The organism is Streptomyces koelreuteriae, from assembly GCF_018604545.1.
GTDB classification, from domain to species: Bacteria; Actinomycetota; Actinomycetes; order Streptomycetales; family Streptomycetaceae; genus Streptomyces; species Streptomyces koelreuteriae.
On sequence record NZ_CP075896.1, the window covers coordinates 1,857,073 to 1,875,502 of the forward strand.

18 protein-coding genes are annotated in these 18,430 nt (G+C 73.1%); 12 read left to right on the plus strand and 6 right to left on the minus strand.

Going from position 1 to position 18,430, the window contains the following annotated elements; genetic code table 11:
• Positions 1 to 6: 6 nt before the first annotated feature.
• From KJK29_RS08120 to KJK29_RS08130, 3 genes are all read right to left on the minus strand, one after another.
• Entirely contained in the window at positions 7 to 675 is a 669-nt protein-coding gene (locus KJK29_RS08120; RefSeq protein WP_215118035.1) for a DsbA family protein, read from the minus strand.
• A gap of 131 nt (positions 676 to 806) precedes the next feature.
• The gene (locus tag KJK29_RS08125) at positions 807 to 1,547 is read right to left on the minus strand and encodes a hypothetical protein (RefSeq protein ID WP_215118036.1); all 741 of its coding nucleotides are present in this window, start codon (positions 1,545 to 1,547) and stop codon (positions 807 to 809) included.
• 52 nt (positions 1,548 to 1,599) lie between these two features.
• Positions 1,600 to 2,202: a response regulator transcription factor gene (locus KJK29_RS08130; RefSeq protein WP_215118037.1), complete on the minus strand. Its 603-nt coding sequence runs from the start codon at positions 2,200 to 2,202 to the stop codon at positions 1,600 to 1,602.
• Between the two features lie 139 nt (positions 2,203 to 2,341).
• Between KJK29_RS08130 and KJK29_RS08135 the strand changes: the two genes are divergently transcribed.
• The 3 genes from KJK29_RS08135 (at position 2,342) to KJK29_RS08145 (ending at position 3,834) form a co-directional block, all read left to right on the plus strand.
• Positions 2,342 to 2,650 (plus strand): hypothetical protein, encoded by a 309-nt coding sequence (locus KJK29_RS08135; RefSeq protein WP_251057744.1) that lies wholly within the window; start codon positions 2,342 to 2,344, stop codon positions 2,648 to 2,650.
• A gap of 191 nt (positions 2,651 to 2,841) precedes the next feature.
• A complete protein-coding gene (locus KJK29_RS08140) occupies positions 2,842 to 3,366 on the plus strand; it encodes a DUF4232 domain-containing protein (protein WP_215118038.1) in 525 nt (174 codons plus the stop codon).
• Between the two features lie 93 nt (positions 3,367 to 3,459).
• Positions 3,460 to 3,834, plus strand: coding sequence for a DUF2255 family protein (locus tag KJK29_RS08145; protein ID WP_215118039.1), 375 nt, complete (start codon positions 3,460 to 3,462; stop codon positions 3,832 to 3,834).
• Here KJK29_RS08145 and KJK29_RS08150 read toward each other — a convergent pair.
• Positions 3,796 to 6,459 (minus strand): ATP-binding protein, encoded by a 2,664-nt coding sequence (locus tag KJK29_RS08150; RefSeq protein ID WP_215118040.1) that lies wholly within the window; start codon positions 6,457 to 6,459, stop codon positions 3,796 to 3,798. The genes KJK29_RS08145 and KJK29_RS08150 overlap by 39 nt on opposite strands.
• A gap of 135 nt (positions 6,460 to 6,594) precedes the next feature.
• On the opposite strand from KJK29_RS08150, the gene KJK29_RS08155 reads away from it, so the two are divergent.
• The 7 genes from KJK29_RS08155 to KJK29_RS08185 all read left to right on the plus strand — a co-directional run bounded on the left by KJK29_RS08155 (position 6,595) and on the right by KJK29_RS08185 (position 13,549).
• Positions 6,595 to 7,905 (plus strand): MFS transporter, encoded by a 1,311-nt coding sequence (locus tag KJK29_RS08155; RefSeq protein WP_215118041.1) that lies wholly within the window; start codon positions 6,595 to 6,597, stop codon positions 7,903 to 7,905.
• Positions 7,902 to 9,245, plus strand: coding sequence for a carotenoid oxygenase family protein (locus KJK29_RS08160; protein ID WP_321170391.1), 1,344 nt, complete (start codon positions 7,902 to 7,904; stop codon positions 9,243 to 9,245). The genes KJK29_RS08155 and KJK29_RS08160 overlap by 4 nt, the downstream gene beginning before the upstream one ends.
• A 58-nt stretch (positions 9,246 to 9,303) precedes the next feature.
• The gene (locus KJK29_RS08165) at positions 9,304 to 9,759 is read left to right on the plus strand and encodes an SRPBCC family protein (protein ID WP_215118042.1); all 456 of its coding nucleotides are present in this window, start codon (positions 9,304 to 9,306) and stop codon (positions 9,757 to 9,759) included.
• Positions 9,760 to 9,792: 33 nt separating this feature from the next.
• Entirely contained in the window at positions 9,793 to 10,023 is a 231-nt protein-coding gene (locus KJK29_RS08170) for a hypothetical protein (protein WP_215118043.1), read from the plus strand.
• 153 nt (positions 10,024 to 10,176) lie between these two features.
• Positions 10,177 to 10,668 carry a CinA family protein gene (locus KJK29_RS08175; protein WP_215118044.1) on the plus strand — a complete coding sequence of 164 codons (492 nt, stop codon included), beginning with the start codon at positions 10,177 to 10,179 and terminating at the stop codon, positions 10,666 to 10,668.
• 440 nt (positions 10,669 to 11,108) lie between these two features.
• Positions 11,109 to 12,251 (plus strand): glycosyltransferase 87 family protein, encoded by a 1,143-nt coding sequence (locus KJK29_RS08180; RefSeq protein WP_251057745.1) that lies wholly within the window; start codon positions 11,109 to 11,111, stop codon positions 12,249 to 12,251.
• Between the two features lie 128 nt (positions 12,252 to 12,379).
• The gene (locus KJK29_RS08185; RefSeq protein ID WP_215118046.1) at positions 12,380 to 13,549 is read left to right on the plus strand and encodes a glycosyltransferase family 4 protein; all 1,170 of its coding nucleotides are present in this window, start codon (positions 12,380 to 12,382) and stop codon (positions 13,547 to 13,549) included.
• A gap of 45 nt (positions 13,550 to 13,594) precedes the next feature.
• On the opposite strand, the gene KJK29_RS08190 is transcribed toward KJK29_RS08185, so the two are convergent.
• Together KJK29_RS08190 and KJK29_RS08195 are read right to left on the minus strand one after the other, a co-directional pair.
• Positions 13,595 to 14,263 (minus strand): response regulator, encoded by a 669-nt coding sequence (locus KJK29_RS08190; RefSeq protein ID WP_215118047.1) that lies wholly within the window; start codon positions 14,261 to 14,263, stop codon positions 13,595 to 13,597.
• Positions 14,251 to 15,528, minus strand: a complete 1,278-nt coding sequence (locus tag KJK29_RS08195; protein ID WP_215118048.1) for a sensor histidine kinase — start codon at positions 15,526 to 15,528, stop codon at positions 14,251 to 14,253. Before KJK29_RS08195 ends, KJK29_RS08190 begins: the two co-directional genes overlap by 13 nt.
• A 148-nt stretch (positions 15,529 to 15,676) precedes the next feature.
• On the opposite strand from KJK29_RS08195, the gene KJK29_RS08200 reads away from it, so the two are divergent.
• Positions 15,677 to 16,423 (plus strand): ABC transporter ATP-binding protein, encoded by a 747-nt coding sequence (locus KJK29_RS08200; RefSeq protein WP_215118049.1) that lies wholly within the window; start codon positions 15,677 to 15,679, stop codon positions 16,421 to 16,423.
• A complete protein-coding gene (locus KJK29_RS08205; protein ID WP_215118050.1) occupies positions 16,423 to 18,408 on the plus strand; it encodes an FtsX-like permease family protein in 1,986 nt (661 codons plus the stop codon). The genes KJK29_RS08200 and KJK29_RS08205 overlap by 1 nt, the downstream gene beginning before the upstream one ends.
• The last annotated feature ends 22 nt before the right edge of the window (positions 18,409 to 18,430 follow it).

Here is an 18,430-nt window from a genome sequence, read left to right on the forward strand (position 1 = left end):
GCGGGGTCAGTCGCCGAGCCTGTCCTCGATGAGCGCCTTGAACTCCTTGTAGGAGGCGGGTGGTTGGATCCTGGTCCCGTCGATGAGGAAGGTCGGAGTGCCCTGGACGCCCAGGCCGAGGCCGTCGCGCTGGTCGGCCTGAACGCGTCCGGCCGTCTCCGGATCGGCGAAGTCGGCGTCGAACTTCTTCATGTTCAGGCCGAGTTCCTCGGCGTAGCCGCGGAAGACGGGCGCCTTCCACTCCTGCGACTCGCCCCACTCCTTCTGCGTGGTGAAGAGCTTGGTGTACATCGCCTCGAATGCGCCCTGCCGGGCGGCGGCCTCGGCGGCACGTGCGGCCGGCTCGGCGTTGCGGTGTCCGGGCATGGGGAAGTACCGGGCGACGAAGGTGACCCGGTCGCCGTACTCCTCACGCAGCCGCTCCACGACCGGGTAGTACGCCCCGCAGGCCTCGCACTCGAAGTCGAGGAACTCGACGATCGTGAGCTCGCTGCGCTCCGGCTCGGACAGCCGGTGACTGGAGGCCCGGACGGGCAGCGCCTCGGCGACGGGCCTTACGTCCGCCCCGGCGCTGCCGCGGTCGTCGGGCCGCAGCAACAGGTAGGAGCCGAGGGCGGCGGCGAAACCGGCGGCGAGGACGGCGGCGACGATCAGGTGCTTGTACAGCTTCTTCATGATTCCTCGGGGGGTGTGGTCGTGGTGGTGCCCGGCGGGACGCCCGTCGCGGGCGTGCGGGCAGGGGAGGTGTCACGCCCTCGACCCAGGACCGCTACGACAACGGCGGTTACGACAAGGCCGCGTGCCCGTCAGGGCAGGCAGGGGCCGGCGACCGGCATCGGCCGGAGCAGGGGCTGAGGCAGGGGCGGGACGGACGGGCCGTGCCCGTGACGCGGGGGCGCCCTGCCCTCGTTCAGCCGCACCAGCAGCGCCGACACCGGCGGAGCGGCGCTCTCGCGCACCACGATCCGCGGGCCGTTGCCGTGGCGACGGCTCAGCAGCGGCCACAGGAACAGCAGCAGACGTCGTACGACCGTCCAGAGGGTCCGGCTCTGCCACAGCAGCCGCTCGGTGAGGCCCAGCAGTCGGGCGGCGAGCAGGAGCATGACCGCATGACCGGCCAGCACAGCCCCGGGCGACGGCCCGGCGACCGCGCTGTGTTCGACCAGCGGGGACAAGCCGCCGCCCGGGCCGCCCCGTTCCGCCACCGCCGCACACGCGCCGGGCAGGGAGTAGGCGGCGTGACAGGCCAGTTGCGCGGCGGCGAGCACCGCCAGCACCTGGGTGTCCGTCAGCCTCCGCCGTGTCAGCACCGTCGCGCCCGGCACGGCCACCGCGGCCATCCCGGCCACGATGATCCACCGAGGGGCGTGGCACCGCGCCAGCACGTGCCCGGCCAGCGGCAGCAGCACACACAGCACCGCGAGCACACCCGCCCTGAGCCCGCGCAGCACACCGGACGCCGGGGAGGCGAGTCCTCGCGGGCGGTGCGGTCGCATCAGGGCCGGGCCTTCGGGAGCGTCGGGCTGCGAGGGTCGGTTCCCCCGCACGCCTCGGCAGCGTACCGGGCCACTCCTGACACCCCTCTCGCGGTGCCCGCCGCTACAGCCAGTCGCGCTCCCGGGCGTAGCGCGCCGCTGCGTGCCGGGTCCGGGTCTGGGTCTTCCGCATGGCGTTCGAGAGGTAGTTGCGTACGGTGCCCTCCGCCAGGTGGAGGCGGGCGGCGATGTCGGCGACGGAATAGCCGTCGCGGGTGACGCGCAGGACGTCGATCTCCCGGTCGGTGAGGGGACAGTCGTCGACGACGGCGAGCGCGGAGACGTCCGGGTCGATCCAGCGCTTGCCGGCGTGCAGGGTGTTGATGACCGCCGTGATGTGCGCGGGTTCCGCCGACTTGCTGACGAAGCCCTGGACGCCCAACTTCAAGGCCTTGCGGAGCACTCCGGGCCTGGCGTGGCGGGTCAGCATGAGGATCACCTGCTCCGGCCGGGTACGGCGGATCTCCGCGACAGCGCCCAGTCCGTCCACACCGGGCATCTCCAGATCGATGGCGAGCACGTCGGGCCGGTGCAGGAGCGTGGCCCGGACCGCGGATTCGCCGTCCTGCGCTTCGGCGAGCACGGTGATCTCGTCCTCCAGGCTCAGCAACGCGGCCAGCGCCTTGCGGAGCAGGGCCTCGTCGTCGGCGAGCACCACGGTGGTCATCGGTCGGTCCTCCCGTGCGAGAACGCGGCGGCCGTGAGGAAGCGCCCGTCCGTCTGCTCCACCGTCAGCTCTCCTCCGCTGTCGCCCACGCGCTCCCTGGGTTCCCCTCCTGGCGGCGGCGATCCTCTCCACGGTCGCCATGATGCTCGGCCTGGGCCTGGCCACGGCCGGCCTGACGAACTCCCCCGAACACGCCCAGGTGACCACCTTGCCGGTCAGCCTCGGCACCATCGCCGTCGCCGGCTGGGTCGGAATCAGCGGCACCGAGGAACTCCCCCTGCTCAAGCGCCTGCTCCCCGGCGGCTCGGCCACGGAGCTCGTCCTCAACGCCTGGAACGGCGGCGTCCCCGTGACGGACTCCCTCCTCCTGCTGGCCCCCACCCTGAGCTGGGTCGTCGTCGCCATCGCCCTGGCCTCCCGCATGTTCCGCTGGGAGCCGCGCCGCTGAGCGGGCTTCGGAGGCGAGCCGTCCCAGTCCCCCGTTCCAGGCCACCGGTATCTCCGCTGGTCAGACCCCGTTCCAGCGTTCCGGCGTCCCGGGATCGCCGTCGGCTGTGGCGGGCGGGACGGATCGCGGAACAGGCTTCGGTCGTCTCAGCGACCCGCTGGACGACACACCTCTGCACGATGGAGATATCGATGCGTTCGCGCTTTGCCGCCCGTCCCGCCCGCCTCGCCCTGGCCGCCGTCGCGGCGGTGGCTCTCACCGCCACCGCGACCGCGACGGCCACCGCCGAAAGCCGAGGCAGCGCCGCGCCGCGGGCCTGTGTCACCAAGGACCTGACCTTCAAGATCACCACGGAGACGCAGGCGGGTGGCTACTACCTCCTGACCGCCAAGGCCAAGTCGGGCGTCACCTGCTACCTGAAGGGTGTCTTCCCGTCCGCGTCCTTCGGCTCGGCCGCCGACACCGAGGTGGGACCGGCCGAGCACGCCGTCAGCGACAACGTCGTGCTGTCCGGCTCCACCCGGGCCTACGCCGGCATCAACCCCAAGACCACCAACAACGATTTCGGCAAGGAGTTCGAGCGGATCCACCTGTCCGTCGCGGGCGACGAGGCCAACTCCGTCAGCCTCGACCTCCCCGACACCGCCCTGGTCGACCGGCCCGTGGCCACCAACTGGCACGCCGACCCGGCCGACGCCGTCCCGTTCTCGGGCTGACGGGGGACGGCGCGCTCGCCGTCCTAACCAGCACCCCCGTCTAGGTGATGACCACCGACGCGCACACCGTGCCCACACGGCGACAGTCGGTCCATGGACGCTGTCATGGATCGCACGGAGATCGTCTTGTGGGTACGGCATGCGAGCGGCCGGTGGTCGGCCAGGACTCTCTGGGTGGTGGTGGTCGACGGGGAGGCGTACGTCCGCTCGGCGTTCGGGCGGCGCGGCGCCTGGTACCGCCGGGTTCTGCGGCACGCGGAGACGGAGGTGGCGGTGGGCGGGGTCCGCCTGCCCGTCCGTCTCCTGCCGGTGGGCGACCCGGAGCTCGTCCGTCGGGTCTCCGACGCCTACCGGGTCAAGTACGGTCTGGCCTGGCCCGGGCCCGTGGAGTCCATGAACGGGTCCGAGGCCGCGGCCACCACCATGCGGCTAGCGCAGGCCGGGCAGGTCCCGCAGTTGCCTGCGTGACGTGAGCCCGAGCTTGCGGAAGATGTTGCGCAGATGCGCGTCGACCGTCCGCGGGCTGAGGAACAGCTTCGCCGCGACCTCCTTGGAGGTGGCGCCGTCGGCGACCAGGCGTGCGATGTGCGTCTCCTGCATCGTCAGCTCGTCCGATGCCGTGGACGTACGACCGCGGGCCTGCTCGCCCGTGGCGCGCAGTTCGCCCGCCGCGCGCTCGGCGAACGCCTCCATGCCGAGGCCGGACAGCGACTCGTGCGCCGTCCGCAACGCCGACCGGGCGTCGCGCCGCCGGCCCTGGCGGCGCAGCCACTCCCCGTACAGGAGCTGCGCCCGGGCCCGGTAGACGACCAGCGCGCTGTCGTCGAGCAGGCCGATCGCCTCCTGGTAGGCGGACTCGTCCTCGGTCACCTGGGCCCGGGCGCAGGCCTCGACGCCGAGCCCCCAGGCGTGCCGGCCCGCCCGCGTGCGCTCCTGGAGGGACGTCAGGGCCGCGGCGGCGACCTCGGTCTCGCCGCACCGCACGGCCGCCTCGACCAGTTCGGGCAGGGCAAGGCCCGCCGTGCCGACGGCGCCGTACTCGACCGCCTGCTTCGCCGCCTCCAGCGCGGCCGGGTAGTCGGCAAAGCCGTTGCCGAGCACGGCCGTCGCCCATGCCACGCTGAGGCTCATACGGTGGTCCACCGACGCGAACAGGTCGAGGGCCTCCTGGCGCCGCCCGCGCATGGCGGCCAGGTGGAGGCGCGGATAGACCAGCGGTGCCGCGCCGGTGGCGTCGGCGATCGCCTCCTCCTCGGAGATCAGCTCCGTCGCGGCGCCGAAGTCGCCCCGGTGGACGTTCGCGGTGGCCCGCATGGCCAGTGCGACGGGCAGCGTGTGGAAGGATCCCGACGCGCGGCCGGCCGCGACGGCACGGGCTGCGATGCCGCACAGGGCGTCGAAGTCCCACAGCTCGGTGGCCACCATGAAGCCCAGTGACGGCCGTCTGGCCCACACCTCGTCGCCGGCGTCCGCGACGACCGGCCGCAGGATCTCCCCCGCCGCCGCATGCCCCTCCCCGACCAGGCTGATCAGCCCGGCCAGAACCGCCGCGGAACCGCGGCCCGCCCCGCCCGGCGGCGTCGTCTTCCGGACGGCCTGCACCACGTCGTCGAGACCGCCCAGCAGGAGCCCCATCTCGATGGCGTCCAGCGCGCACTCCCGTGACCGGTCGGGATCGGTGTCCGCCAGCCGGGCGGCGGCACGCACGAGGTACGCCGTGGGGCTCTCGTCCCCCCGGCGGCGGGCGAACGACAGCCTGCCCCGCAGCAGGTCGGCCCTCGCGGCCCGGCCCGGCTCGTCGGCGGGGACGGTGGTGAGCAGATCGGCCGCCGTGTCGAAGTCACCCGCCGCGAGCTTGGCTTCGACCGCGGCGAGGGCCCGCTCGGCACGCCGGACCGGGCTGATCGTGAGCGCCGCCGAGCGGGCGAGGAAGGCCGCCGTGGCGGCGACACCGCCGCGTTCCCGGGCGCGGTGGGCGGAGGCTTCGAGCTCGTCGGCGACCTGCTCGTCCGGCCCGGCACTGGCCTGGGCGCGATGCCAGGCCCGCCGGTCGGGGTCGGCGACCGGGTCGGTCACGGCGGCCAGCGCCTCGTGCGCCCTGCGCCGCTCCTCCGGCGCCGCGGCGCGGTAGGCCGCCGAGCGGGCGAGCGGGTGGCTGAACCGGATCCTGGTGCCGAACTCGACCAGCGGGACGGACCGCGCGACGGCGGTCGCGTCGATGCCCAGGTGTTCGGCCGCCCGCCACAGCAGGATCGGATCGCCGATCGGGTCGGCGGCGGCGACGGTCACCAGCGTCCTGGCCGCCTCCGGCAGAAGCTCCAGACGGGACCGGAAGCTCTGCTCGATCACGCCGGGTACCGAGTCGGGCTGGTCGAAGCCGCCCGCCATCCCGGCGAGTCCGGCGGTCGCGGGCAGCTCCACCAGCGCGAGGGGGTTGCCGCGTGCCTCGGCCAGGATGCGGTCGCGCACCCGCTCGTCCAGGGGTGCGCGGACCGCCGCGGCCAGCAGCGCGCGGGCATCCGACGCACCGAGGCCCCGCAGCGCGTGGCCGGGCAGCTCGTCCAGTTCGGGCAGCCGGCTCGGCTCACGGGCCGCGAACACGAGGACGATCGACTCGGCCGAGACCCGGCGGGCCAGGAAGGCCAGCGCCTTGGCCGACGCCCGGTCCAGCCACTGCGCGTCGTCCACGACGCACAGCAGCGGGCGTTCCCGCGCGGTCTCCGCCAGCAGGCCCAGCGACGCGACCCCGACCAGGAACGGATCGGGTGTGCCGGTGTCGAGGCCGAAGGCGATCTCCAGCGCCTTGCGGTGCGGCGCGGGCAACGCGGTCAGCCCGCCGGTGACGGGCGCGAGCAACTGGTGCAGCGCGGCGAACGGCAGCTCCATCTCGAACTCGGCGCCGGACGCCCGCATGACGAGAAACCCGGTCGCGGACTCGTCCAGACGCCGCAGCAGCGCGCTCTTGCCGATGCCCGGCTCACCCCGCAGCACCAGGGCGCCGCCCCGGCCCTCCCGTGCCGCTCGGAGCAGGGCGTCGAACCGGCGTATCTCGTCCTGGCGACCGATCAGTACATCTGTGCAGTTCTCGGGCATGATCGACAACCTATGCGGTCGTACGCCGCAGGGGAACGCGCCCCGGGGTGTCCGGCACGACGGCCCAACTCCTGGGCTACGTATAGGTGATGACTACCGACGCGAGCGGCGTACGCCCGCTGCGAGTGTCGAGCCATGACCCGCACCGCACCGAAAAGGACGACCACCACCACCGGCTGGATGCCGCTGGCGGTCCTGGCCACGGCCCAGTTCCTGGTCGTACTGAGCACGTCGATCGTGAACGTCGCCCTGCCGCAGATCCGGACCGGGCTCGGCCTGTCGGACACGGGCCAGGCGTGGGTGGTCAACGCCTACGTCCTGGTCTTCGGCGCACTGCTGCTGCCGGGTGGCCGCGCGGGCGACGTCCTCGGTCTGCGCCGTGTGTTCCTGCTCGGCACCGGCCTGTTCGCCCTGGCCTCCCTGGGCGCGGCACTGGCGCCGACGGCGATGGTGCTGATCGTCTGCCGGGCGGTGCAGGGAATCGGTGCCGCGCTGCTGGCGCCCACGGCGCTGGCCCTCGTACTGACGCTCTATCCCGACGGGGGACGGCGCGGCACCGCACTCGGTGTGTGGGGCGCGGTCTCCGGTGCCGGCGGGGCGGCGGGCGTGCTGCTGAGCGGTCTGCTCACCAGCCTGTACGGGTGGCGTGCGGTGTTCGTCGTGATGGTGCCCCTCGCCCTGGCCGTCCTGGTGGCCACCCGGCTGCTGGTCGGTGCCGACCGGCCACGCGGCGGAAGCATGGACGCGCCGGGCACGGTGACGGTGACGGCGGGCCTGGTCGCGCTCACCTACGGCCTGTCAGGCCGCCCCTGGCCGCTCGCGGTGATCGGTCTGGCGCTGCTCGGCCTGTTCGCGGTCCTCCAGCGCCGGGCCGCCGACCCGCTGCTGCCGGTGCGCATGAGCGTGGTGGCGGTGCCCAACGTGCTGATGGCCCTGCTGGGCGCGGTCTGGCTCGGCCTGTTCTACTTCCTGCCCCTCTACCAGCAACGCGCCCTCGGCTACACGCCGTTGGAGGCCGGGCTGACCCAGCTCCCCCTCGCCCTCATGGTCACCCTCGCGTCGTGGCTCACCGGCCGGCTCTCCGGCCGCCGCGTGCTCCTCCCCGTGGGCCTGCTGGCCCTCGCGGCCGGACTGGCCTGGCTGTCCCGGACTCCGACCGACGGCACCTTCCTCGTGGACCTGCTCGGCCCGACGCTCCTCATCGGCATCGGGCTGGGAGCGGCCTTCGTCCGGCTCACCGCGCTGTCCTCCACGGGCGTCCCGGCCGCCGACAACGGCCTGGCCGGCGGGCTCGTCAACGCCACCCGGCAGATCGGCGGAGCCATCGGCCTGTCCTTCCTGACCCTGTTCCCCTCCCCCGGCACGGCGTTCGCGGCCTGCGCCGCCCTGGCCCTGCTCATCTCAGCGCTCTCGACTCTCTCGGCCCCCTCCACCCGAAAGGCATGACCATGACCCTCGACAAGCCGTACATCAACGGCCACTTCACCCCTGTCACCGACGAGATCACCGGCCGCGAGCTGAAGGTGCGCGGCACCCTCCCGCTCGAGCTGAACGGCCGCTACTTCCGCAACGGCCACAACCCCAAGCCGGGCGTCACCCCCACCCACTGGTTCCGCGGCGAAGGCATGCTGCACGGCGTACGCCTCGCCGATGGCCGGGCCGAGTGGTACCGCAACCGCTGGGTGCGCACTCCCTTCCTGGACGGCGTGCCGTTCACCGGAACCGAGCTGGAGGTCAGCGCCGCCGCCACCAACATCGTCTTCCACGGGGGCCGCTATCTGGCCCTGCAGGAGGCCAACCTGCCCTACGAGGTCACCGCCGAGCTCGACACGATCGGCGTCCACGACTTCGGCGGCAAGCTCACCAGCTCGATGACCGCCCACCCCAAGGAGGACCCGGCAACCGGCGAGCTGCACTTCTTCAGCTACAGCCCCTTCCCGCCGTACCTGACCTACTACGTCGCCGACGCGACCGGCGACATCGTCACCTCCCACCTCGTCGACGGCTCCGGCCCTTCGCTGATGCACGACTTCGCCATCACCCGCGAGCACGTCGTCTTCATCAACTCGCCCGTGGTCTTCGACCACGCCGAGCACTCCGGCATCCCCTACCGCTGGCACGACGACGTCCCGCTGCGCATCGGCGTGATGCCGCGCGCCGGCGGCCGGACCACGTGGTTCGAGGCGCCCGACCAGGCGGCCCTGCTGCACATCGCCAACGCCTACACCGACCCCCAGGGCCGGATCGTCCTCGAAGCGCCGCGCTTCGACCGTTCCGCCTGGGAGAACTCCTGGAAGTGGTGGGTCGGCGCTCCCGGCTACGGCACCAGCCCCGCCGCCGGCTCCACCTTCCACCGGTGGATCATCGACCCGGCCACGGGCAAGGTCACCACGGAATCCCTCAACAGCCTGGTCACCGAGTTCCCGTCGATCAACGAGGCCCACACCGGCTCGGCCCACCGCTACAGCTACGCCATCGCCTTCCCCGGCGCGGGCCTGTCCGGCTACCACACCGTCAAACTCGACACCCGCACCGGCCGGGAGAAGCTCCTCTCCCACGGCGAGGGCCGCATGCCCGGCGAGGCCGTCTTCACACCCGCCGAGGGCGCGACCACCGAGGACGACGGCTACCTGCTCACCATCGTCAGCGACCTCAAGGCCGACGCCTCGGAACTGCTGGTCCTGGACGCGAGCGACCTGAGCACCGTGGCCGCCGTCGAACTTCCCCGGAGGGTGCCGGCGGGCATCCACGGGGACTGGATCCCGGACGCGGAGCAGTCGGCCTGATCGGCCTCTCCACCACACCCAACCCCCGAGGAAGACCCGAGGAAGAGAAGCCTTGACCATGACCCACCCCACGACGATCGACGAGACCGCCCCCGTCATCGCCGACCACACCATCCGGATCGCCGCTCCCCTCGACCGGATCTGGGAGCTGCACACCGAGATCGGCTCCTGGCCGGCCTGGCAGCCCGACATCGCCGAGGCCCGGCTCGACGGCCCTCTCGCCCCCGGCAGCACCTTCCACTGGACGACCGCGGGCCTGTCCATCGACTCCACCCTCTACGCCGTCGAAGCCCGGCGCCGCATCCTCTGGGGCGGTCCCGCGCACGGCATCACCGGCGTACACGAGTGGACCTTCACCGAGGACGGCGACGGCGTCGTGGTCCGCACCCGGGAGTCCTGGTCGGGCGCGCCGGTCGACGCCGACCGGGACAACCTGGCCGCCGCGCTGGACGCATCACTGAGCAGCTGGCTCAACGCTCTCAAGAGGGCGGCGGAGTGCGCCGATTTGGCCTAGTTACGCATACGGCCCGTCCTCGTTCAGCAGTGCATGACCAACACGCGACGCGCACTCGCCGCCCTGGCTCTCGCAGGAGCCGCCCTGAGCACCGCCCACACGGCCCACGCCGCCGACCCCGGCGACAAGGGCGCCCAGTCCAAGGACCGGTCCAGCAGCACCTCCGTGAGCACGAGCGGCGACAACCTCCTCAGCCGAACCACCCACGCCCTCAACCCGCTCACGAGCCTCCTCCCGGTGAACATCAACGACATCGGCCGCTAGACGCTCCACCTTCCAGGCCCCGGGAATCCCATGGCGATTCCCGGGGCCGGCCTGTATCGCCCGGCCTTCCCACTTCGGCTGATTCAGCTGATTCAATGGGCACGCGCGGCGACGGCCACCACCCCCGCGCCCGCCCGCAACGAAGGAGTCTCAGTGTCACTGGAGGACATCGCGGCGCGGCTCGGGTCGCTGCTCCGCGCCGGCGGTCTGTCCGTCAGCACGGCGGAATCCCTCACCGGCGGCCTGCTCGGCGCGACGATCACCAGCACTCCGGGCGCGTCGGACTACTACCGCGGCGGCGCGATCACCTACGCGACGGACTCCAAGGCGACGGTCCTCTCCGTGTCCGAGACGACCCTCGCCTCCGACGGCCCTGTGAGCCCCGCGACAGCCGAGCAGATGGCCCACGGCGTACGGGAGTTGTTCGGCAGCTCCTTCGGCATCTCGACCACCGGCGTCGCCGGCCCCACCGGCCAGGACGGCAAGCCCGTGGGCCTCGTCCACATCGGCATCTCCGACACGGGGCGCACGGTCTCCCACGAGTTCAACAGCACCGGCACGACTCGCGACGAGGTGCGCCGCCAGGCTGTGGAGCGGGCGCTGAGCCTGCTTGTCGACCACCTGAACCGCTCCGAGGGAAGCTGACGGCACCACTGCGGCCCCGCCAGCACCCGAAGGACTCAACCTGCCTGGCGTTTCAGAAATCCTGGACAGGCATCATCGGCGAGAGCCACGTCCGAGGCGGGAACGGTGTTCGCGACAGGCAGCCTTATCAGCGCATAGCAACTCATCGCCCGACGGCCGCCGAGGTCGCCGCCGAACTCGCACGGCAGCAGCCATCGGACGGCTCGCTCCATGACCTGTGCGGTGAAGCCCACGTTGGTGGGGAAAACCCGACCATCAGGTCTCGACCTGGCCGTCATGACCTGGTCTGACGCTCCCGATGCAATGGACGAGTGCTGATTCATCGGGCTCAACTTCGTCCAGACAAGCGGAAATTGTGGTGCGGCGGCTGGCTCGTGGCAGCCGGGTGGGCCGCTGTCTTTCCGTTGATCACGGCACCCGAGCCACACCGTCTGTGGGGCATGAGCGCCTGCCTGGGTTACCTCTGCGCGGCGGTCGCCGCGCTGTCGTCCCGCTCTCGCGGCCTCGCCGTCTCGGTGTGGCTGGCCGTCGGAGGTGCCGTCATCGTGCCCCTCGCGCTGCTGGTGCTGACCGGCACGGCACAGAGCGAGGTCGGCGTGGTCGAGCGCTCGGGGATGCTGACGCTGCGCCAGGCCACCCCGTATCTGGCGGATCCCCGCACGGTGGTCGAGGTCACCCCCTACCTGCCGGGCATGGCCGTGTTCGGGTTGCCGCGCGCGGTGCTGGGTGACGGTGGCCCCCTGCCCAGACTGCTGGGCGATGCCCGCCTCTGGTGCGCGGTGGCGTTCCTGGGCTGTCTGTGGGCGGCCCGGCGTGCGATCGGGCACCGGACCGGCGCCCCCTCCGCTGCCACCGGCGGCGTCGCGAGCGGTTACGCCGTCGGCGCGCTCGTCGCCTCGCCGGCCGTGGCGCTTCCGCTCTGCGTCAGCGGCGTGGACCTGCCGTTGACCGGACTGCTGTTCCTGGCGCTGGTGTTCGCGGCGCGGCGGCGACCGGTGGCCGCCGGGCTGGCGCTCGCTGCCGCCTGCTCCCTCAAGTGGACGGCCTGGCCCGCCGTCGCGGTCGCCGTGGCGCTGCTCGCCCACCACGGAGGGATCCGGAAGGCCGTGCGCGGGGCGGCCGTGGCGGTGGGAAGCACCGTCCTGCTCGTCCTGCCGAGCGCGCTGCTGTCACCCGGCCCCCTGGTGCGGCAGGTGTTCGCGTTCCCGACCGGGCGCGGGCCGTTCGAGACCCCGGCGGCCAGTCCGCTGCCGGGCCGGTTGCTCGCCGACCTCGGGCCGGCCGGTTGGTACGCGGCGGTGGCCCTGCTGTCGGCCGGTGGGCTGGCCGTCGCCGTGTCCCTCCTGGTCCGGCCGCCGCACGATCTCGTGTCGGCCGCCGACCGGCTCGCCGTCGGCCTGTGTGTCGCCTTCCTCCTCGCGCCCGCCGGGCGCTTCGGATACCTCGCGCTGCCTCTCACCCTGGCCGTGCTCGCCCGGCTGGTGGGCGGCGCCCGCCGGAAGGTGCCCGCCCACGACGTCGTCGTACGGACGTCCCGGCCCGCGCGCCCGGTCCCGGTTCCGCTGGCGCGGGGTGCCCGATGAGGGCCCGTCGGACCGCGGCGGTGGGGGCGGCCCTGCGGTGGAGCGCCCCATCGAGCGGCGTCACCCACGACTGCGGCAACCACCTCTTCACCGCCTGATCACCCCCGTCCCGGAGGCAGCGACCCATCATGGGCACCACTCTGATCGTCACCAACGATTTTCCGCCCCGCCAAGGAGGCATCGAGACCTTCGTCCATGCCATGGCGACCCGCGTCCCCGGCCATGACGTGGTCGTCCACACCTCCAGTGAGCCGGGTGCCGCCGCCTACGACGCCACCCTGCCGTTCCCGGTGGTCCGGGACCCCGGCCGCATGCTGTTACCCACCCCCGCGGTGACCCGCCGCACCCTGGAGATCGCCCGGCGGTACGGCTGCGACCGGGTCTGGTTCGGGGCCGCCGCTCCGCTCGCGGCGATGGCGCCGGCGCTGCGGCGCGGCGGGATACGGCGGATGGTCGCCACGACACACGGTCACGAGATCTGGTGGGCCCGCACACCGGGCGCCCGGCAGGTGATGCGGCGCATCGGGGACCACGTGGACGCCGTCACGTACCTCGGCGAGTACACCCGGCGCCGTATCGCGCCTGCGCTGGGGCCGCGGGCCGCACTGGTACGGCTGGTTCCGGGCGTGGACGCGGCGGCGTTCCTGCCTCTCCCCGGCCGGGCCCGGCAGATCCGGGAGCAGCACGGCATCGTGGGCCGCAAGGTCGTCCTGTGCGTCTCGCGGCTGGTCCGGCGCAAGGGCCAGGACATGCTGATACGGGCGTTGCCCGCGATACGGCGAGCCGTGCCGGAGGCGGTGCTGGTGATCGTGGGGAGCGGTCCGGACGAGGAGCGGCTGCGGGGGCTCGCGCGCCGGCACGCCGACGGGCACGTGGTGTTCGTCGGTGGGCTGGACCACTCGGCGACGGCCTCGTACTACGCGGCGGCGGACGTGTTCGCCATGCCGTGCCGGACCCGGAAGGGCGGGCTCGAGGCGGAGGGGCTGGGCATCGTGTTCCTGGAGGCGGCCGCCAGCGGGCTGCCCGTGGTCGCCGGGGACTCGGGCGGTGCGCCGGACGCGGTCGTCGACGGGGTGACGGGCACCGTCGTGGACGGCGCTGACGCGGGGGCCGTGGCCCGCGCGGTGTCCGGGATCCTGCGCACCCCGGAGAGGGCCGCGGCGATGAGCGAGTCCGGCCGGGCATGGGTGGCTTCGCAGTGGTCCTGGGACACGTCGGCGCAGCGGCTGACGCGGCTGCTCTCCCCGGGCGCCGACCTCGAGGCGGTGGTGTCCGGGCGGGGTGACGGGGAGGGCTGACGACGGTTCAGGCTCCGCCGCGGGCGGTCGCGGTGCGCCCGCCGGTCAGACCTGTGGGGCCTCCCGCCGGAGGTGGGCGAGGACCGCCAGGACGCGGCGGTTGCCCTCGGCCGGGTCGAGGTCCAGCTTCATGAAGATGTTGCTCGAGTGCTTGACCACCGACGCCTCCGTGATGGTGAGCCGCCCCGCGATGGCCTGGTTGTTGAGTCCCTCCGCCATGAGAGCCAGCACCTCCCGCTCACGGGGTGTCAGGCGCCCCAGCGGTTCGTCGGCGGTCCGCTGCTGCAGCAGCACCCGGACCACCTCCGGGTCGATGACGGTCTGCCCGCCGGCGACGCGGTCCAGCGCGTCGAGGAAGTCGGTGACCTCCCCGACCCGGTCCTTCAGCAGGTACCCGAGTCCTCCCTCGGCCGACGAACCGCCGCTGAACAACTGGGTCGCGTAGGCCGTGGCGACGTACTGCGACAGCACCAGAACCGGCAGGCCCGGGTGCCGGCCGCGCAGTTCCAGTGCCGCCTTCAGGCCTTCGTCGCGGAAGTCGGGCGGCATCCGCACATCGGTGATGACCACGTCCGGCCGGTCGGCGTCCACGGCGCGCGCCAGTTCCGCGGCGTCCCCCACGGCGGCGGTCACCTCGTGTCCGACCCGGGACAGCAGTTCCACGAGGCCGGCGCGCAGCAGGACGGCGTCCTCGGCGAGCACTACGCGGAGCACGGCACCTCCACCCGCAGTTGTGTGGGTCCGCCGACGGGACTGGTCACGACGAGTCTCCCTTTGAGAATGGCCACGCGGTCGGCCAATCCTTGCAGACCGGCTCCGGCGGCGGGATCCGCTCCGCCGTGCCCGTTGTCGGTGATGAGCAGGACCAGTTTGTCGTCGCGCAGCCGGCCTACGACGCTGACCTGGTCGGCGCCGCTGTGCTTGGAGGCGTTGGTCAGCGCCTCGGTGACGGTGAAGTACGCGGTCGTCTCGACCGCCGACGGCAACCGGTCCGGCAGATGCAGGTCGACGGCCACCGGAATCGGGTTGCGCAGGGCCAGTTCGGACACGGCGGCCGGCAGTCCGTGGTCGGTGAGGACCTGGGGGTGGATGCCGCGCACCAGGGAACGCAGCTGGTCCAGGGCCTGGCGGGCCTCGCCCCGGGCGCGGGCGATGAGCGGGGTGGCCGGCGAGTCCTTGCCGCGCAGCTCCAGTTCGGCCAGCCCCAGGGTCATGCTGAGCGCCACGAGTTGCTGCTGCGCACCGTCGTGCAGATCGCGTTCGATACGTCGTCGCTCCGCTTCGAAGGCGTCGACCAACCGGGCGCGGGAGCGGGTCAGTTCGATGACGCGCGTGCTCAAGTCCTCGTCCCGCGCCGACAGCAGGGACTGGGCGACCCACACCTGTGCGCCGGTGAGGAGGCCGCCGACATAGGCCGAGACGAGCAGTCCGAGCAGTCCCGCGGCGCTGCCCGGCAGGGCCGCGAGGGGGTCGGAGATGGACCGGCCGGGCACCAGCATCACCGTGTCGGGGGCGATCGCCCACACGATGACCGGTGTGGCGGTCAGCATCAAGGACAGGCCGAGCAGGGCCGTGAAGCCGATCCCCGTGGCGGTGAAGACGACGCCCAGGGCGAGGGTGTAGCCCAGCTCCCGCCAGGTGGCCCGCTCACGCAGCCGGGTGCGCAGCCAGGGCCAGGCGCCTGTGCCGGGCAGGGAACCGTGCGGGTCCAGGAGTGGTTCCGGTTCGACGAGCCGTAACCGGTGCCGCTCCAGCGTGGCGACGGGGATGCCCAGGACGGCGACGGCCATGAGGACGACCAGCCCGACGCCCACCACGGACAGTCCGACCCCCACGAAGAGGAGGACCGCCAGCAGGAGCAGCACGAAGAAGCCCACGACCGTGCCGCTCAGCAGGAACGCCCAGCACCGCAGCGGCCAGGCGGAGAGCGCGAAACGCAGGGGGCGTTCTCGCAGGGCCTCCCAGACGGCGACGGTCATGGTTGGTATTCCTCCGAGGGCCGTGCGCGTGCGGGTCCACGGTCACTCTAATCGGCCGGTGGCCTCGGCGGATGGTAGGGAAAACCCGCCCTCCAGGACTCTGTGCAGCTCCACTGACCCGGGCGGCCCGCGCTGCTGGACTGGGAGCATGTCACTGCTCACCGACATCCAACTCCCGGCCGTCCAACTGGCCGCCGTCTCCAAGAGCTACGCGGGCGCCGCGGGCCCTGTCCCGGTGCTCCGCGAGGTCAGTCTGGGTTTTTCGCAGCGGGCGCTGACCGCGGTGATGGGACCGTCCGGCTCCGGCAAGACGACGCTGCTGAACTGCGCGGCCGGCCTGGACAGGCCCGACAGCGGCAAGGTCCTCCTCGGTGACACGGATCTCGCCGTCTGCGACGAGCGGGAGCTGACGGCGGTGCGCAGGGGCCGGATCGGTTTCGTCTTCCAGCAGTTCAACCTGCTGCCGATGCTGACCGCGTACGAGAACGTGGCCCTGCCGCTGCGACTGCGGCGCCGGTCGGTGAAACGGGACCGGGTCATGGAGGCCCTGCGCGAGGTGGGTCTGGCGGACAAGGCCGACCGGCGGCCCGCGCAGCTGTCCGGCGGCCAGCAGCAGCGTGTCGCGATCGCGCGGACCCTGGTGGCCGAGCCGGAGATCGTCTTCGCCGACGAGCCGACCGGTTCCCTGGACCTGCAGAGCGGACGGCAGGTCATGGAGCTGCTGCGCGCCGTGGTCGACCGGGCGGGGCGCACGGTCGTCATGGTGACGCACGACCCCGCGGTCGCGGCGTGCGCGGACCGGGTGGTGTTCCTCTCCGACGGCAAGGTCGTCGGGCGGCTCGACCACCCGACCGCCGAAGCGGTCGCCGGCCGGCTGAGCCTGTGGGAGCGGTGATGTGGCGGATCTCCCTGTACTCGGTGCGGCATTACTGGGCCCTGTTCGCCGGTACGTTCGTGGCGCTGGCGCTCGGCGTGGCACTGATCGGCATGTCCGCCTCGGCGCTGGCCGCGACCTGGGCGGTGCCGACGTCGACGGAGGCCGGCCGGCCGTCGGTGACGCTCACGGACGGCACGGGTACGGCACGCACCCTGTCCAGCGGTGACGTGGACCTGGGCGGGGTGCAGAGCGTGCTGGCGATGGCGGGGGTGGTGTCCGCGTTCGTGACGGTGTTCGTCATCACCGGCACCTGCGCGTTCGGGATCGCCCTGCGCCGCCGCGACATGGGGCTGCTGCGCATGGTGGGCGCGGGCGGGCCGCAGGTGCGCCGGATGGTGCTCGGCGAGTCACTGGCGGTGGCGGTGCCCGCCGCGCTCACGGGCTGCGTGATCGCCGCCGTGGCGGCGCCGGTCGCGGTGGAGGCGCTCGACGGGACCGGCCTGTCGCCGGTCGATTTGCGGCCGGGACCGTTGCTCTGGCCGCTCGTGTGCGCGGTGGCCGGCGGCCTGTTCATGGCCGTGCTGGGAACGCTGGCCGCGTCGAAGCGAGCCGCCCGGGTCCGCCCGACGGAGGCGCTGCGCGAGGCGGACCTGGACGCCCGGACCATGACGGCGGGGCGCGGGACGGCGGGCGCGCTGTCCCTGGTGACCGGCGCCGTGATGCTGGCGCTGGCCCCCGGCGCGGGGGCGGAGGCGGCGACTCCGCTGGCGCTGTTCGGCACCATGGCGCTGGCGGTGGCCGCCACGTTGCTGGGGCCGGTGTACCTGCCGCCGGTGCTGAGGCTGATGGCGCTGCCCCTGCGCTGGGCCGATCCGGTGGCCGGGCGCCTGGCCGCGGAGTCGGTGCGCACCTCGCGGCGTCGTACGGCGTCGCTGGTCGGACCGGTGCTGGCCATCCTCGCGGTCGTCGGCGCCTTCACCACGGTGTTGTCCACCACGGGTGCGGCGACGGAGGCGGACGACCGGGCGCGTACCGTCGCCCAGCTCGTCGTGGAGCCCGCCCGGGGCGACTCGCTGAGCGCGGACGACGTGAAGGCGCTGCGCGCCGACCCGAGGGTGGCGGCTGTCTCGGCGCCCGCCGCGCTGGAGGTGGCGGTGGCGGGTCCGGACTCGGTGTGGAGGGAACAGTCCGCGGTCGCGGACCCGGCCGCCCTGGCCCGTACGCACCGGATCTCCGTGGTCGACGGATCGCTCGAGGCGCTCCGGCCGGGAACGGTCGCCGTGTCGCGGGAGTTCGCCGACTGGTACGGGCATCGCGCGGGATCGACGGTGACCTATGGGCTGTTCGGCGGCCGGCCGGTCAAGGCGCGTGTGGCGGCGGTGCTGGAGGGCGGATCGGCCGTGCCGTCCCTGCTGCTGCCGGGTGGTACGCGGGGTGCGGCCGCGACGCCGGCGCGTGCTTCGGTGCTGCTCGACGAGGAGGCCGCGGGTTCGGCGCGTGCGGTGGCCGCCGAGCTGACCGCGCGGGTGGGCGCCGAGCGGGTCAGGGTGGTGCCGTCGGCCGAGTGGTTCGGCGAGTCCGCGTCCGATCAGGACCGGCTCAACCGGCTGGTGCTGGGCGTGCTGACGGTGCCCGCGTCGCTGTACGCGCTGATCGCCGTGGCGGGCACGCTGGTGATGTCGTACAGCCGGCGCGGAGGGGAGATCGCGGGCATGCGGATGGTCGGCGTCAGCGCCGGGCAGGTGCGCCGCATGGCTCTGTGGGAGACGCTGTCCACCTCCCTGCTGGGCGTGCTGATCGCCGCGGGAGTGGTCGCGGTGGGCGCGCGGGCCTACCGGGGGGCGCTCTCGGTGTTCGGTGGCGAGGCACCGCTGAGCGTGGAGTGGGGGATGCTCTCGGCGCTCACGGCGGCGTGCGTGCTCGCGGGTGTCGTGGTGAGTCTGGCAGCGACGGGTCGTTTGCTCCGGCAAGCCGGCGTGGCGATGGTCTCTTCCCGTCGGTAGGCCGCTCCGTCCGGTGGCCGGA